General features: G+C 44.3%; 12 protein-coding genes and 2 pseudogenes. 7 read left to right on the forward strand and 7 right to left on the reverse strand.

Annotation, left to right across the window (positions count from 1 at the left end):
- Window positions 1-1720: pseudogene (locus ACTB1O_RS02370) on the reverse strand (cyclic beta 1-2 glucan synthetase); the annotation flags it as partial.
- 477 nt (window positions 1721-2197) lie between these two features.
- Window positions 2198-4795 (reverse strand): valine--tRNA ligase, encoded by a 2598-nt coding sequence (locus ACTB1O_RS02375; RefSeq protein ID WP_462993535.1) that lies wholly within the window; start codon window positions 4793-4795, stop codon window positions 2198-2200.
- A 196-nt stretch (window positions 4796-4991) separates the two neighbouring features.
- Here ACTB1O_RS02375 and ACTB1O_RS02380 point away from each other — a divergent pair, with 196 nt between their 5' ends.
- A complete protein-coding gene (locus ACTB1O_RS02380; protein WP_462993536.1) occupies window positions 4992-6167 on the forward strand; it encodes a TIGR00297 family protein in 1176 nt (391 codons plus the stop codon).
- A 73-nt stretch (window positions 6168-6240) separates the two neighbouring features.
- Here ACTB1O_RS02380 and ACTB1O_RS02385 read toward each other — a convergent pair whose 3' ends face one another.
- Together ACTB1O_RS02385 and ACTB1O_RS02390 are read right to left on the reverse strand one after the other, a co-directional pair.
- On the reverse strand, window positions 6241-7098 hold the full coding sequence (locus ACTB1O_RS02385; protein WP_462993537.1) for a DUF7847 domain-containing protein: 858 nt from the start codon (window positions 7096-7098) through the stop codon (window positions 6241-6243).
- Between the two features lie 2 nt (window positions 7099-7100).
- A complete protein-coding gene (locus ACTB1O_RS02390; RefSeq protein ID WP_462993538.1) occupies window positions 7101-7691 on the reverse strand; it encodes a pyruvate kinase alpha/beta domain-containing protein in 591 nt (196 codons plus the stop codon).
- A 191-nt stretch (window positions 7692-7882) separates the two neighbouring features.
- Here ACTB1O_RS02390 and ACTB1O_RS02395 point away from each other — a divergent pair, with 191 nt between their 5' ends.
- Both ACTB1O_RS02395 and ACTB1O_RS02400 read left to right on the forward strand, forming a co-directional pair.
- The gene (locus ACTB1O_RS02395) at window positions 7883-9055 is read left to right on the forward strand and encodes a redox-regulated ATPase YchF (RefSeq protein ID WP_462993539.1); all 1173 of its coding nucleotides are present in this window, start codon (window positions 7883-7885) and stop codon (window positions 9053-9055) included.
- Window positions 9056-9127: 72 nt separating this feature from the next.
- Window positions 9128-9448, forward strand: a complete 321-nt coding sequence (locus tag ACTB1O_RS02400) for a hypothetical protein (RefSeq protein ID WP_462993540.1) — start codon at window positions 9128-9130, stop codon at window positions 9446-9448.
- A 54-nt stretch (window positions 9449-9502) separates the two neighbouring features.
- Here ACTB1O_RS02400 and ACTB1O_RS02405 read toward each other — a convergent pair whose 3' ends face one another.
- The 3 genes from ACTB1O_RS02405 to larB are packed head-to-tail and all read right to left on the reverse strand — an operon-like array spanning window position 9503 to window position 12101.
- The gene (locus ACTB1O_RS02405) at window positions 9503-10795 is read right to left on the reverse strand and encodes a hypothetical protein (RefSeq protein WP_462993541.1); all 1293 of its coding nucleotides are present in this window, start codon (window positions 10793-10795) and stop codon (window positions 9503-9505) included.
- A 12-nt stretch (window positions 10796-10807) separates the two neighbouring features.
- On the reverse strand, window positions 10808-11314 hold the full coding sequence (locus ACTB1O_RS02410; protein WP_462993546.1) for a nicotinamide-nucleotide adenylyltransferase: 507 nt from the start codon (window positions 11312-11314) through the stop codon (window positions 10808-10810).
- Window positions 11310-12101, reverse strand: coding sequence for a nickel pincer cofactor biosynthesis protein LarB (gene larB, locus ACTB1O_RS02415; protein WP_462993542.1), 792 nt, complete (start codon window positions 12099-12101; stop codon window positions 11310-11312). Before larB ends, ACTB1O_RS02410 begins: the two co-directional genes overlap by 5 nt.
- Before the next feature lie 46 nt (window positions 12102-12147).
- Here larB and ACTB1O_RS02420 point away from each other — a divergent pair, with 46 nt between their 5' ends.
- The 4 genes and pseudogenes from ACTB1O_RS02420 to ACTB1O_RS02435 all read left to right on the forward strand — a co-directional run.
- On the forward strand, window positions 12148-12480 hold the full coding sequence (locus tag ACTB1O_RS02420; RefSeq protein ID WP_462993543.1) for an ABC transporter permease: 333 nt from the start codon (window positions 12148-12150) through the stop codon (window positions 12478-12480).
- A gap of 111 nt (window positions 12481-12591) precedes the next feature.
- On the forward strand, window positions 12592-13809 hold the full coding sequence (gene hisS / locus ACTB1O_RS02425; RefSeq protein WP_462993544.1) for a histidine--tRNA ligase: 1218 nt from the start codon (window positions 12592-12594) through the stop codon (window positions 13807-13809).
- 3 nt (window positions 13810-13812) lie between these two features.
- On the forward strand, window positions 13813-15612 hold the full coding sequence (locus ACTB1O_RS02430; RefSeq protein WP_462993545.1) for a DNA topoisomerase VI subunit B: 1800 nt from the start codon (window positions 13813-13815) through the stop codon (window positions 15610-15612).
- Window positions 15609-16050: pseudogene (locus tag ACTB1O_RS02435) on the forward strand (DNA topoisomerase IV subunit A); the annotation flags it as partial. The gene ACTB1O_RS02430 and the pseudogene ACTB1O_RS02435, both read left to right, overlap by 4 nt.

Below are 16050 nucleotides of genomic sequence, written 5' to 3' on the forward strand. Positions count from 1 at the left end.
GCATGAGGAAGAAACTGTCCGGCTTGCCTGTCCGGTATCTCCTGTTCAGGTCATCGATGCCGGCTGCAAGGAGATCGACTATCTCCGCATCTCCCGGCATCTCCCTGGAAGGTGCATTCCGAAGATCAGTCAGCAGGGCAAAATACAGGTTTTCATCCCGGTTTGCCAGGTACCGGATCTCAAGAGACTCAAGAAGTTTTGGGACATCCTCCACCCGCGAGAGCACTGTAGGGATTACAACAATGGTTCTTCGATCCACTGGCACCCCGTCGGAATAGTCCATCTTTGGGAGCAGATCAGGGGTGATTAAGAGGGTAAAAAGCCAGTTAATTATTGCAAGAGCCCCCTGGGTGACCGGAAACAGGAGAAGAACTACGAGGGGGATAACAACAAACCAGCTGTACGTACTCATATGGGTATACCCGAAAAAAGCCACGATGAGCATTAAGAACAGGATACCTAAGAAATATGGAAAACAGCAATGGGTATATCCTAATCTTTTGATCTGATCCACAAGAGACGGATGAAAAGAGAGTGCTTCTTCAAGGGTGTCGCGTCCTTTATCAATCAGATAATATCCTACATGGGATTTTTGAGTCTTCCCGTCTTTTTTTTCCCGGTTCTCCCGGGCAAGGTCAACAGCTTTTTTTGCTACATCTTCTTCGGAGAAGCCTCCCTTTTTTGCCAGTTCTTCAACTCTGTGCCGGTACCGGTCCCTGGTTTCAAAGTCCATTGCTGCATAAACATCTTCAGGATCACTCCGGAGGATGTGTTCAACGAGGCTCAGGTGCTCAACAAACTCGCGCCAGTCCATCGTATCAAGGAGCCGGAGGCTTTGGATGCTGTTCCCAAACGACACCTGATCCACTGCGAGACCCTGCGTCTCTGCAGTGATCATCTGCTCAATGGTCAGGTTTTCCTCGGCAAGTTTCTGCTCAATCCAGGCAAGAGATAACGTGCATGCCTCGGAGCGTTCCTGCAGTTGCCGGGCCATTTCCGCGACAAAGGCACTTGTCATAGGAGGATCTGAGCGTGCCATATCCGCAATAACCAGGAACAGGCTCTTGCGATCCTCAAGGGTAACCTCGGTCATCCGGGCTACCCAGTAGCCGGCAGTGTCCCTGTCACGCATATTACCCGAGATACTATCAGCAATCCTGCGCAGGTTCTCGATTAAGGAGAGCCGCAACATGATGGGGAGAGCCCAGAGTTCCCCAAGCAGCAGAGGGGTGACACTCTGGTAAGAAAAGATAAAATCGGAGAGGATCTTTGTATCAATCCTCCCATCGCTGTGAGCAATTAATTCCCGGGCGATCTGGTATACCTGGGGGAATCCTTTAAGCGGCCCGACAGCCAGATGAGGAAGCTCTTTGCTGAACTCTTCCGAAAGATGGCGGCGGGCTGTCCGGATCTGTTCTTCAATAAGGTAGAAATTATCTAAGAGCCATTCCCCTGCCGGGGCAATCCGGCAATTCTCCTCAACAGCTGCATTAAGCTGGTCGTAGATTTTTAAAAGAACCCTCTCATTATCAGCAAGACGGGGAAGGAGGAGGTCATGTCCTTTCCGGGTATCTGTCCTGTACGAGCAGGCGATCTCTTTTGCATGCAGGGCAAGCTCTTCCCCGCTATAGAGTTCATCCCGGAGAGGGTCGGCATTAATCTGGCATGAATGCAGATTTTTGTCCTGTGTTTTTCTTTTGAATCCAAATTTAGTCCACAAGGGTTATTGCCTCTTTTTAATTTCTGCTCAATCAGTTTCCATGTTAACCATTCATAATAAAGACACACCAGATTATTATTTTCAATATAAAATTTATTATGGTGTTCAGGATTTAATCTTTAAAACCTGAATTATGTCATAAATGACTTTTGCACAAATGAATATTTTGGTCATTTTTTAAAACATCCGTCAAAGAACACAATTCTTTTATTGCAATCGGAAAAGAGGGGCTCAACTTTCGCGATCGTGCCGGATCTCCCAAAAAACCATAACCATTATCTGAATAGTCCGATACCCGGCAGGGATAAATTTTAGATGAAATTAAAGTTAGATGAAGTTAAAAAAACAGGAATCGAAATAACAGTCCTGTCAGCGGTTGTATATACCGGTTTATCACAGGATAATCAGCTTAAGCGAATCTGTCATTTCGGGATTTTAAAAAAGAATACAAAACAATTTCAAAAAAGTATAAAAAAATTATTTCTCTTTCTTCTGAACTGTTACAATAACGTCATCCGAAAGCGTCAGGACATCAACCGTCTCACCCGCAACACTGTATGAATAGACAGGCTCAAAGGAATTCGCGAGAACTTCTGTTTCAACACCATCCATTAAAACAGTCTTTGGCGGAGTAATCTTTTCCTCTTCCGAAAGAGCCCTTATTGCATTCATATAAGAATTGGCCTGCTTCCTGAATTTCGGGCCGACAACTCCAAAATTAAATCTGACATCTGATACAGATTTAATAAGCCTGGGCTTCTCGCACTTCCACTCTAAATCTGCATTGAGAGTCGATGACGCATCACCGCCGTCCTCAATCTCATACGGAGTATAGACAACCACATGACCTAAAGGTGCGTTTAATGCCATACCCTCATCATGTTTGTAGCGGCGGATTTCTGATACTACATTTACCAGAAGGTCTCCCTGAACTTCCGCATCGGAGTCAGAATACTCAAAGTCCACCCACGACTGCTCATGAACGCTGCTGTCCGCAAGAATATTATAGCACTCCTCTGCAAAGAAAGGCGTAATCGGTGCAAGCATACGGCAGAGTGCATCAATTGATGTCCTGAGCGCAAAAAGAGCACTTCCACGGCCTGTTCCGTCACCATAAAGGCGTCCCTTAACAAGCTCGATGTAGTTGTCTGCAAAGACCTCTCTTGCATACTCGCGTATTAAGCGGATAGCATCGTCAAAGTTGTATGCATCCATTGCGGCTGTAACCTCTTTTTCAGTCTTTGAAAGCCTGTTCATCAGCCAGCGGTCTGAAAGAACTGACGGCTCTGAATCAATGGAGACATCTTTTTCAAGCTGCATTGTTACAAAACGGCAGATATTCCACATCTTCGTCTGGAAACGTGCCGCTGCAATCACATCATTCCAGGTAAAGACAATATCCTGTCCTGTTGCGGCACCGCCCGCACTCCACTGGCGGAATGAATCCGCACCGTGCTTTGCAATAACCTCCTCAGGTGCAATAATATTCCCGCGGCTCTTTGACATCTTAAAACCGTCATCACCAAGAACCATTCCATTGACCAGAATTTCTTCCCACGGCTTCTGGCCTGTTAATGCACCTGCACGAAGAATAGTGTAAAATGCCCATGTCCTGATGATATCATGGCCCTGCGGGCGTATCTGTGCCGGGAAAAGATCAGGAGTTTTAGAACCGTCCCATCCTGTGATGTTTAAAACCGAAATTGAAGAGTCCATCCATGTGTCAAGAACATCAGTCTCGCCTTTAAACTCAGTAGAACCGCATTTCGGGCACGGGTTTCTCGGTTTGTCTGATGTCGGATCAATCGGCAGGTCCTCTTCTGCCGGCAGAACAACCTCGCCGCACTTCTCACAGAACCATACCGGAATCGGAGTTGCAAAAATCCTCTGCCTTGATATGCACCAGTCCCATTCCATCTGTGATGCCCAGTTCTCAAGACGGGATTTCATATGCTCCGGAGTCCAGCTGATCTGGTTTGCGGCATCTAAAATCTGCTCATTGTGAACCTTGACAAACCACTGGCGCTCGGATAAAATCTCAATAGGTGTCTTGCATCTCCAGCAGGTTCCCACACGCTGATCGAGTGGGTCCTGACGGATTAAAATTCCCGCAGCTTCCATATCGGAAAGAATAGCATCCCTGCACTCCGTTGATGTCATGCCGGCATATTTCCCTGCAACCGCCGTCATCCTGCCTGAAAGATCGATTGCCTTTCTTAAATCAAGCTTATGCTGCAGCCACCAGTGAACATCCTGTTTGTCACCGAAAGTACAGATCATAACAGCGCCGCTGCCAAACTCAGGATCGACTGCCTCATCAGAGATTACCTTCACATCATGCCCGAACAATGGCACTTTTAAGGTGTTCCCGCGGATTTCGTTATATCTCTCATCATCCGGATGAACTGCAACCGCAACACATGCCGCAAGAAGTTCCGGGCGGGAAGTTGCAATCTCAACACCGTCAAAATTAAAGAAGTTTAATTTTGTTGTCCTGTCCTCATAAGACACTTCGGCAAACGCAATCGCGGTTTCGCAGCGTGTGCAGAAGTTTACAGGGTGTTCACTCTGGTAGATGTCACCATTCGCATGCATTCTCAAAAACGACAGCTGGGTCTTTTTGTAGTACTCAGGCATCATTGTGATGTACTCATTTGACCAGTCATTTGAGAACCCGCAGCGCCACATCGTCTTTCTCATCTTCTCAATGTTCTCATGAGTAAGCTCTCTGCACATCCTGCGGAATTCTTCCCTCGGGACATCGTTTTTGGTAATTCCGTGAGTCTCTTCCACCTTTACCTCAGTCGGGAGACCGTGGCAGTCCCAGCCCTGCGGAAACATAACGTTATAGCCGCACATTCTCTTGTAGCGTGCGATGAAATCGATATAACACCAGTTAAATGCATTTCCGATATGGAAATTTCCGGTAGGGTAAGGCGGGGGTGTATCGATTATAAACTGTGGTTTTGTCGAATTTTTGTCAAAATAATAAGACTCCTTCTTCCACGTATTCATCCACCGCTCTTCAACCTCTATAGGATCATAATTTTTGGGGACTTCCTTTGGCTGAGACATATTCCCTTAAATTTTGTCTCTGTTAAGACATATAATTGATTGAAAAAGACGCTTCCAAAAGATCAGTTATGCTTTAAAGATGTAGTTTAGAGGGCCTTTTTGGAACGAACCTGACACCCAGGAAGAGAGAAACGTTTAGATTATAATTAAGAAGAATCAAAAATAAATTCTAGTTAATATGATCAGCCGCAGGGATATGTGGATTGCAATTTTTCTTTCAATAGCAGCAGTGCTAATTGCACCTTTTGTAAAACCCCCGTGGCTTCTTGCAGTGATTACAGTTCTAGTAAGCGCTCTTTTTTATCTCATCAGAGACGCCCGTTACCCTGCGATAGGGATCAGTCTCGTTTCAGTCTTATACGGCGCCCAGATGATATCTCTGATGGTATTTTTGGGAACAATCACTATTGTCATCATGGGAGAGGCATCATTTAGAATAGTAAAAAATGAGAGATACAAATATCCTGTATATATTGCTGTGGCATCAGTATCATCCATTCTTCTGATGCTCTATCTCAGTTACCCAAATATCCTGATACCTTTAACAGGAATAATCGTTGCAGTAATGTTAAAATCAGTCCTGAAAAAAAGGGAGGATGCCGTTATGATTGAGTGCATCGGTGCTGCAATGACAATGTATCTCTTCGAAGACATCAGCTATTACGCAGACACAAACCTGATAGTAATTGCAATAATAATCTCGTTTGCATTCGGAATCATATCATACAAAATGAAGGCGGCTGACATGTCCGGGCTCTTCAGCGCTGCCTTAATGGGCATTTTAATAATAGTCTTTGCAGATATAGCATGGTTTTTTGTAATGCTTGCCTTCTTTGCAATGGGCACTGTATTTACAAAATTCAAATATGAAAAGAAGAAGGCAGAAGGGCTTGCAGAAGGCAGGGGCGGTGCCCGGGGCTTTATGAATGTCTTTGCAAACGGCCTGATATCCCTTTGTGCCGCCATATTGTTTGGAATATATCAGCACCCTGCATTCATTGCCCTTTTCCTCGGAAGCATTACTGCCGCAATGGCAGATACAACTGCAAGCGAACTTGGAATGCTTGGAAAAACACCCTATCTTATAACAACACTAAAAAAAGTTCCAAAAGGAACAGACGGAGGAATTACATTATTTGGAGAGTTTGCCGCAACAGTGGCGGCCTTAACCCTGTGTATGATAGCATATGCACTAAATGTGATTCCATATGACATGGTACTTATCGGGACTGCCGCAGGATTTGTCGGAACAAACGTAGACAGTCTTGTGGGGGCAACACTTGAAAGAAACGGACTCATAAAAAATACAGGAACTAATTTTATCTGCACCTTATCCGGCGGAATCTTTGCAATGTTATTTTATATATTCTAAAAAAAGTGAAACCACATAACACCAAAAAAAGGCAAATTATTTTTTATTAATATCTTTTAAACCCGGACTTTTTTCAGGAGTATTTATACCATCTTCCCTTCTCATCATACTCTCCCTCAATTTCAGGAACCAGCGGCACAGGGGCTGCATCCAGGAGATAATCCCTGTAAAAAACCGCTTTGTAGGCCAGAATTACAGTTGCAAAAACAAGTGTCCCGAAGAATGTCATTACAGCTGTTACAAATATCCCGTAATCAGTAAGCATTGCCATCACCGCTTCCGGATTCTGTGCAAAGCTGTTGAGCTCCTCATCGGACATATCCACAAGCGGCTCAAACTGTTCGGCAAGCACTCCTGACCAGACTATTGAAAATCCTGTGAAAAAGACCAGAAAAAGCAGCAGGAATAAAAAGAAAAAATTGAGGATCTGTAAGGGTCTTATGAAAGATACCTCAAAACTTCGTTTAATGCACTCAAACACCTTTTTGTCCTCAAATACTGCTGCCGTGTCATAGAAGAAGACAAAGAGAAGGAACGGAAGGAACAGGAGCAGAAATGCACCTCCGAAAAGCAGAGGATCTGCAAAACCCGCCATTGCAGTCGGCATTGTTATCAAAAACAGAAGCAAAATTGCGGCTGCCATTATAAGAACTGTGGGAAGAAGAATCCTGAAATAACCGGAAATTCCTTCTTTTAAGTAATTTTTTGCAGAGAAGTCATCTGTTTTTATTGTCCCGTAGGTTGCCGCAATGAAAAAAGGACAGATAATAAGTGAGAATACAAAGAGCCTCTCCGCATAAAATGCACCCTCAAGACCTGAAAATGCAAGATATACTCCGCCGGACATAAAAAGCCCTGCAAAAAGTCCGAATAACCATAAAACAGGATGCCTGAGAAGCAATATACCTTTATGAAGTGACTGATATCCCATCTTTAACGGTTCCTTGGCATTGCCACAATCTCGCGTACCTGAAGATCAAAATATGATGCTGTGTGCGACGGTTTTAAGACACAGACAGTATCACAACCCTGAATTGTCCCGCCGGCGGCTATTATCTCCTCATCCGGGGATACAATTCCCTGGTCTGCGGCGATTAGAGAGCATTCAACTGCGACCTTAAGCCCGATTGCAACTGTTCTTCTGAGTGTCTCTGCAACGACCGCAGTTCCTGAAGAGCCGCCGAGTTTTGGATTTCCGGTTATTGCCCTTTCAAGTCCGGACAATGTATGCGTGCCTTTGATTACCCTGACTCCTTCTGATTCGAGCTTATCAGCGAGAACTTCGGGAAACTCCCATACTCCCGGTTTTGAAAAGCCGACCACGTGAGTCACAACAATCAGTTCAACATCAAGACCTGAAAGTGCCTTTTGAAATTCAAGGGCGGAATTTCCTTTAGTGCTTGCAACAACCACCTTTTTTATACCCAGAGCCTTTGCCCTCTCTGCCGCAAATTTCGCTGCATCAGAGGTGTTCTGAGAGCCGGGGCTGTCGAAATAGTAAGTGGTCTTTGCCTCATAACTCATACAGATTGTATTTATCCTAAGCTTTGATTTATTTTTCTTAAACTTTTAAAAATAAACTTATATTTCATAAGCCGGAGGGATCTGTTCCCGCCAGAAATGCACAAATACTTTTTCCCAAAGAAACTATTTATCAATCAGATATCTATTAACATCCTGATAAGGATAATTAAGATATACAGAGGTATACCGCCATGATAAATTTAGCAATAGCCGGAAAGCCAAACTGCGGCAAATCAACGTTTTTTGCAGCCGCAACAATGGCGCCTGCCGAGATAGCAAACTATCCCTTCACAACAATAGATGCCAACAGCGGCGTTGCATATGTGCGCATAAACTGCGCATGCAAAGAGCTTGGTATCAAGAACTGCCCCGCATGCAATGACGGTGTCAGATTTGTTCAGATTGGTCTTATTGATGTTGCAGGACTTGTTCCTGATGCTCACAAGGGACGCGGCCTTGGAAACAAATTCTTAGACAACTTAAGGGAAGCAGACGCAATAATTCACATAATCGACGGAAGCGGCTCAACTGACGAGGAAGGAAATCCGGTTGATATGGGCTCACACAATCCTGCAAACGACATAGGGTTTGTCGAATCAGAAATGAAGATGTGGGTTTACGGTCTTTTAGCGAAAAACTGGCAGAAAATCCAGCGCTCGGCACAGCAGAAGAACTACTCGGTAGAAGATACTGTTGCTGATCAGCTTGCCGGACTTTCAGTTACAGCAGAACATGTGGCAGATGCTATAAGAAAGACAGACATCAATCTCAGGACATGCACTGATGAAGAATTAATAGAATTCTGCGGCGCTCTTGTTGAACTTTCAAAGCCTTTTAGGGTCGTTGCAAACAAGGCAGACTGTGCACCCGCAGAACTTCTTGAAGATTTAAAAACACAGGACATCTCATTTTCAAGCGCAGCAGGAGAACTTGCACTTAGAAAAGCAGAAGAGGCAGGCCTTATATCCTACATTCCGGGAGATCCGGACTTTACAATAAACGAGCCGGAAAAACTGAACCAGGCACAGAACGCAGGCCTTGAAGCAATCAGAAATGTTATGAAAACATTCGGCGGCACAGGAGTTCAGCAGACGATAAACGGAGTTGTCTTTGACCTGCTTGATATGATTGTCGTATTCCCTGTTGAGGACGAAAACAAATTCTGCGACGGAAAAGACAGAATTCTACCTGATGCATTTTTAATGAAGCGCGGTTCAACACCTCACGATCTCGCATACCAGGTTCACTCCGATATCGGCGACGGATTCTTATATGCTGTAGATTCTAAGACAAAGATGAGAATTAAAGAGAGCCATGAGCTTAAATCCGGTGACGTCATAAAAATTGTCTCAACAAAAAAATAAAGTCCGCATTGCTGTGGATGAAAATATCCACACAAAACATTTTTATAATGAAAAACAGATTAGTTTGTTACCATGGGTGCAGAGATCTATCAGGCGCAGGTTATCAAAAATTTCTTTGAGACAATAACCGGTACCGACAGGAATCTTACCCGGATATACATGTGTATAATAAGTCTTGCAAAACTTCGCATGGAATCACCGGAAAAACTTTCATTTCTTGTGGAGCAGATGAAAAAAAGCAAGCAGAAGAGGGAACTTTCCATAGACATTATTGATTATGTCTGCACATGTGCAACAGAGATGGACATGAACCACGTCCAGACTGCATTCGGAGTTACAGAAATTGCTGATATGGCAGACAGTTTCAGTTCAATAAGCCTTGATTCACTCTGAAATAAAAAACGTCATGAAACGAATGTTTCATAAAAAATAATTTTTTTTAATTTTTTATTCTAAAACAGGCATATTTTCAATTATTGTATCTCTTCCCCTGAGATCTGACATAACTGATATCAGCTTTTCACAGCTTTTGGGAATCTCCCCTGAAATTTCCTTCTGCCTCTCTTCCAGGATCGAGATTCTGGACTTCATATGGTCACACTCGGTTTTCATCTCTTCTGTTCTGCCCTCAACTCCGGCAAGTGTTTCTGCCTCCCTGTTTGCTGACACAAGTGTCTTTAAATCCCCAATTTCGTCTTTAACACTATTGTATTTGGCACACAGCCCGGATATACGGGATGTCAGTGCATCAGAATCTGATAAAATACGCCCTTCTGATTTGTTCTTTAAAAATGCCGGATTATCACAGAGATATCTTTTTATTTCAGGATAAAGCGCAGAATATGACTCAGATATTGCCACTGCATCCTTTTTACCCTTTGAGAGCAGCAGATCATCAAATGAGAAAAGAGCCTTTGAAAAGTCAGCATTTCCTTCTTTTTCAGCCGCATAGATTATTTTTCTGAAGACATTTGAGACTGTAACAACTGAAAGGTGATAACTGTCTTTTATCTCGCGCATCTCTTCATCAAGAGATGAGATTCTCTTAAGATATCCCTCATACTCTAAAAATTCAGGCGTTTTCCTGCATTTTGCAATAATCTCTTCATTGCCGCGGAGTTCTGTTTCATTTGAGGATATTGAGGATTTTAGTTTTTTTATCTCTTCAGAAGAGGAATTATACTCTGAGAATAAGGAATCAGTCTTTTCATATGCCTGCCTGACTAAGGATACCTTATCCCTTCTCTCAACAGCAGGCTTGATCTCCTCAGTCATTGTGTTTATTTCACGCCCGATTACGGCAACTGAAGACTTAATATCCTTTATCTCCTCAGGAAAAGCAGCATGGATATATTTACCCTGGCCTGACATGCACTTGCCAATAGACTGAACAAGAAGAGCAATTGTGCTGTAATACTCTTCGGGGTCTTCGGGCAGAGTATCAGGAAGCGCTTTTTTCAGAGAAGAAGAAAAATTAGGCACTGACTTTTCAACAACGACCTTAACCCGTGGCGGCAGCTCTGCATCCTCTTTTATTTTAACTGACATCAGTCTGTCAGCCTTTACCCTTAATTCATCAATGGCACCTGAGACCACGTCTTCTGACCTTTTTGAGGATTTTAATAAAATTTCCGCAATCTCCTTTTCACTCTCGTCCAGGTAGCCTGAAATATCATTATAATCCGTAACAAACGGTTTATCATCCTCTTTTGAAAATAATTTTTTGAAAAATCCTGCCATTTTAAACCTCCTTTAATCAGTACCTGATATGCGGCAGAGGCGATCTACCCCTTTTATCTCCTCAATCACATCAGCAACAGGAGCAGGCACAAGTTTCTGCCAGTCGGCGCCTGAAAGCATTCTATTCCTGATTTCAGTCCCGCTGTGGCTTTGACGCTCATACATCTCAGGGGACTCAACCGTTACTCCCCGCTCTGAAAATAACTGCATAACAAGAGGATTACTTGAAAAAACCCTTCTGAAAGGCGGTGCCATTGATGTCACATGTGCAACCCAGAGTGCATTTCTCTGCAAATCCTCGATAGGGATTACATAAAAACGGCAGTCAAGCTCCTCTAAGGATTTTGCAATCATCATGACCCTCTCACCTGCGGTAAAGGGATTGTTCACATCATGACTCAGCTGCGCACTTCCTATCCCGATTATTATCTCGTCAACCTGTTCTGCAATTCTCTCAAGAACTGACTGGTGCCCGTTGTGATAGGGCTGAAAACGGCCAATATAAAGTCCTCTCTCAATCTTCATTCTTAACACCTGCCATATTTGCAATGAGGGCGGCATATGCACCTGCAGTAAACCCTGCATCTATGTTTACGACTGTTAATACAGCACACGACTGAAGCATACTTGCAAGCGCAGCCTCGCCTCCGCCCATAAACCCGTAGCCGACGCTTACGGGGACTCCTATTACAGGCCTGTCAACAAGTCCTGCGATTATTGTGGGAAGTGTGCCCTCACGTCCGGCGCATACAACAAATGCATGGGCATCTAAAAGATCCCGGACTGCGGGAAAAAGCCTGTGAATTCCTGCCGCACCTGCATCATATGCAGTCTTTACAACACATCCCATCTCCTCTGCTATTACCTTTGCCTCTTCTGCAACCCTGATATCCGATGTCCCGGCTGTAATTATCCCGACAATACCACCAGTCTTTTCAGGGGCAGGAGTACTTACTCCGGATACAACAAACATTCTCCCTTCAGGATTATAATCATATGAATAACCCTTATCCCTGCAAAACTCAGTTAAGGATTCTGCCTGTCCGGGAAGCACTCTTGATGCGATACACCTCCCGGAGGCCTCTGTTATCTTTTCCACAATAGAAAGAAGATGGTTTAAATCCTTGTTTTCAGCAAGAACAACCTCGGGAATACCGCACCTGACATTTCGCCCTGTGTCAATTATTGCACACTCCCCAACCATCTCAAGGCGTAATCCTCCTATTCTCTCCTCGGCCTCCTCAGGTGATATCTCACCATTTTTGAAACTGAGAAGGACGTCTTTTAAGGTCTTGTTTTTACTCATACCGGATAACTAACATATGGTCAGGGGTTGAATAATAACTATTGTCATGGCATTCACCTATCTTACTTATATAGGACTGTTCGGTGCGGCCGCAGTAACCTATCTCTGGCTTCGGGATTCAAGGATCTTTTTCAGAACAGGATTTCCAGGGTACAGAAAAGCCGCATATTACGGAGTATTCTATACTGCCCTGTCCCTGACAGGACTTTTATTTGTCTTCAGGAATAACGAACTAATAGGATTCGGCTTCATTCTGCTTGCCTTATATCTTCAGGGAAGAGTTGAGAAGGAAAGATCACAGATCTGGTCCAAAAACTCTACAAAAACTGACAGATTACTGGGTAATGCAAAAAGACAGGAGAAAAAGCAGGAACCCTGAAACTTTTACGGATTAGCCTTTTAGGAAAAATATAATTCTATAACCAGACGTCTGCTTTGACAAATGTCAGATAAATAAATCAGATAAACAATAAATTACCGGTGATACAGGATGCTTAAGAAACCAAGGGGAACAAGAGACTTTCTGCCCGAAGAGATGGAACAGAGAAGGGATATTGAAGGAAAGATGCGCAGTGTTTCACGAAACTGGGGTTATCGTGAAATATGCACACCCACATTCGAGACCCAGGAACTCTATACAATACGCTCAGGCGAGGGCATAATAAACGAGATGTACACCTTTGAGGACAAAGGAGGCAGAAAACTTGCCCTGAGACCTGAAGGAACAGCAGCTGTTCTCAGGATGTATGTAAACGAGGCAAAGGTCATCTCAAAGCCAATACGCTGGTGCTATCTCTCCGACTGCTACCGCTACGAACGCCCGCAAAAGGGGCGCTACAGACAGTTCTGGCAGTTTGGCGCGGAACAGATCGGAGCAGACACCCCCGCAGGAGAGGCTGAAATAATACTTCTTGCAAACGATCTCCTGCTGGCATCCGGAGTAAAGTTTGAACTTCATGTAGGCCACCTTGCACCGATGAAGCATCTCTTATCAGACCTGACTGAATCTGACAGAAAGGCTGTTATGGCAATTCTTGACAAGCGCAACTTTGATGCATTAAAAGAATATCTCGTGTCAATAAATGCAGAAGAGCTGTATGAATCCTTAAAATCACTTCTTGAATGCAGAAATATTGAAGATGCCATAAAAATCTGCGGTGATATCCCTGAAAAAGAAAGAATAGAAGAGCTCATTTCAATTCTCGACAGACAGGGAACAGAATACAGATTAAACCTTGGAATTGTAAGAGGCCTTGACTACTACACCGGAATGGTCTTTGAGGGCTTTGCAGAGAATCTCGGCGCGGAAAACCAGATAATAGGCGGAGGCTCGTACCGTCTTGCACACCTCTTCGGCGGCGATGATGTCGCATCATGCGGTTTTGGAATAGGATTTGACAGGGTTATGGTATCCCTCGGTGAATTCCAGCCTGAAACTGCACCTTCTGTCTCTGTTGTATATACACCTGACGTCTCAGCTCACGCATTCTCGGTTGCAAAACGTTTCAGGGATGCAGGGATAATAACAGAATTAAACCTCCTGAAAAGAGGGATAGGAGCCCAGATGAAACATGCCGCAAAGACAGCAGACTACGCTGTTGTGATTGGAGAGCGGGAAGCGGAATCAAAAACTGTTACGCTTAAAAATATGAAATCGGGTGAACAGGCCGAATTTACAGTAGAAAATGCCATATCAGAGGTGATTTAGAGCTTGGATTTCGCAGAAGAGCTTGCAACAAAACAGAGAAGCATCAGTGTTGCCGAATTTTTTGAAAAGAACAAGCATCTTCTGGGCTTTGACTCTCCCACACGCGGCATTATTACGACAATAAAGGAAGCTGTCGATAACTCACTTGATGCCTGCGAGGAGGCACAGGTGCTGCCTGACATCTACGTCGGAATCAAAAGGACAGACAAGGATATCTACAGGATAACTGTCGAGGACAACGGACCCGGAATTGTTCCGAAACAGGTCCCTTTCGTATTCGGAAAACTCCTCTACGGGTCAAGATTCCACCAGATAAAACAGAGCCGCGGACAGCAGGGAATAGGCATCAGTGCCGCTGTATTGTATGCGCAGCTTACAACAGGAATACCTGCATACGTCATCTCAAGAACAGGCCATAAATCAAAGGCACAGGCCTTCGAACTGATGATTAAGACCGAAGAGAACGAGCCGCAGATATTAAAGGAAGAGGAGATCGAATGGGACAGGATGCACGGCACCCGTGTCGAGATAGAGTTTAAGAGTACTCTTGCGGCAAAAAAAAGACTCCTTGACTATCTCAGATACACAGCAGTTGTAAATCCGCATGCAAGAATTCAGGCCGATATTGACGGTGAGAAATTTAACTTTGAAAGAGCCTCTGAAGAGGCAATAGTGCCGCCAAAGGCAATAGCCCCCCACCCGCACGGAATCGAGTTTGGAACACTAAAACGCATGGCCGGTGCAAGTCCCCTAAAACTAAAAGAATTTTTAATTGACGGCTTTTCAAGGGTAGGAGATAAAAACGCCGATGATATAATCGGACTCTCAGGTTTAAAGGCGCAGAGAAAAACAGACGGTCTTAATTCAGAGGAGTTAAAAAAACTCCTTGACGCGATGCAGAAGGTCCAGGTCCCTCCGCCGCCGGCATCGCAGTGCCTCTCACCCATAGGCGAGGATAAAATAATAAAGGGTATGGACAAGGAATTTGAACTTGACTTTGTAAGATCAAGAACCAGAAAGAGCCAAGTTTTCTCCGGTCATCCGTTCATTGTCGAGGCCGCTATCGGTTACGGCGGCAAACTCGAAACAGAAGGCGCCGCACAGATTCTAAGGTTTGCAAACCGCGTTCCTCTCCTGTACCAGCAGGGCGCATGTGCGATTACAAGCGCTGTATCAGAAGTAAACTGGAAATCCTATAATCTCTCACAGCAGGGAATCCCCACAGGTCCTGTTATGGTGCTGGTTCATGTCGCCTCCACAAATGTGCCGTTTACAAGTGAGAGTAAGGATGCGATTGCCGCGATCCCGGAGATTGAAAAAGAGATTGTTCTTGTTCTTCAGGAACTTGGAAGAGAGCTTAAAAGCTATCTTTCAAGACGCGATAAGAACAAGCAGCAGGAAGAGAGGGCACGTGCTGTCTGCTCCATCCTGCCCGATATCGCCGCAAAGGTTGGCGAAATTGTTGGAAAACCAGCGCCTGATGTGACACCTCTTGAAGCCCAGATTATGAGAAAGGTTGTTGTTAAAAAAAGGGTCTCCGACGGAAAGGTTGAGATTACTGTTAACAACTACACAAAAAAACCGGCAGCGATTACAATTTACAATATGTCAGAGGACTCTGCATCCGATGCTGTCCCAAAGGCTGATTTTGTTGATAAAATCGGCGATGAATACAACAAACTCTGGAAGATAGAGGTTGAAGCGGAGAGTGCATGGAAAACAGAGTATTCCGGTTCATCTCACGGTTCGGTGAGTGTCCGCGGTGTTGATGAAAAACAGTTAGTGGTGGTGGACTTATTTTGAGCAAAGAGGAAAAAGACAGAATAGCTGATGAAAAACTTCTTGGTATTGCTGATAAATGGTATCAGCAGATGCAGGGTGCTGCAATACCCTATATCTCACTCCCCACACGTACTAAGCACAACATTGAGTACGATGATAAATCCGAAGTCTGGAAATACGGTGAAAAGGAGACAATGCGGATTGCAAACTCATCCAAAAGCGCCCTTCACCTTTTAAAGATGGCATATGTTGTCGGCTTTTTAAAGCAGCAGTTAAGAGAAAACCGCTCCTCAACATTAAGGGAGATGTATTATATCTCTGAAGCATGGAAGAGAGCAAAATTCACTGCACAGGATGAGAGCAATCATCTGGTCGAGGATTTGGAGATCATAACCGAGCTTTCAAGAGAGTCTTTTCACCTGAGACCTGAAGATGACGGCGCAACAATATACGGTCCTC

Source organism: Methanomicrobium sp. (assembly GCF_055145805.1).

Excerpts from the sequence above, each read along its gene's own strand:
- ACTB1O_RS02390 (WP_462993538.1), bottom strand. The coding sequence starts at position 7,691 with ATGAGTTATGAGGCAAAGACCACTTACTATTTCGACAGCCCCGGCTCT.
- ACTB1O_RS02380 (WP_462993536.1), top strand. The coding sequence starts at position 4,992 with ATGTGGATTGCAATTTTTCTTTCAATAGCAGCAGTGCTAATTGCACCT.
- ACTB1O_RS02385 (WP_462993537.1), bottom strand. The coding sequence starts at position 7,098 with ATGGGATATCAGTCACTTCATAAAGGTATATTGCTTCTCAGGCATCCT.
- larB (WP_462993542.1), bottom strand. The coding sequence starts at position 12,101 with ATGAGTAAAAACAAGACCTTAAAAGACGTCCTTCTCAGTTTCAAAAAT.
- hisS (WP_462993544.1), top strand. The coding sequence starts at position 12,592 with ATGCTTAAGAAACCAAGGGGAACAAGAGACTTTCTGCCCGAAGAGATG.
- ACTB1O_RS02405 (WP_462993541.1), bottom strand. The coding sequence starts at position 10,795 with ATGGCAGGATTTTTCAAAAAATTATTTTCAAAAGAGGATGATAAACCG.
- ACTB1O_RS02420 (WP_462993543.1), top strand. The coding sequence starts at position 12,148 with ATGGCATTCACCTATCTTACTTATATAGGACTGTTCGGTGCGGCCGCA.
- ACTB1O_RS02400 (WP_462993540.1), top strand. The coding sequence starts at position 9,128 with ATGGGTGCAGAGATCTATCAGGCGCAGGTTATCAAAAATTTCTTTGAG.
- ACTB1O_RS02395 (WP_462993539.1), top strand. The coding sequence starts at position 7,883 with ATGATAAATTTAGCAATAGCCGGAAAGCCAAACTGCGGCAAATCAACG.
- ACTB1O_RS02375 (WP_462993535.1), bottom strand. The coding sequence starts at position 4,795 with ATGTCTCAGCCAAAGGAAGTCCCCAAAAATTATGATCCTATAGAGGTT.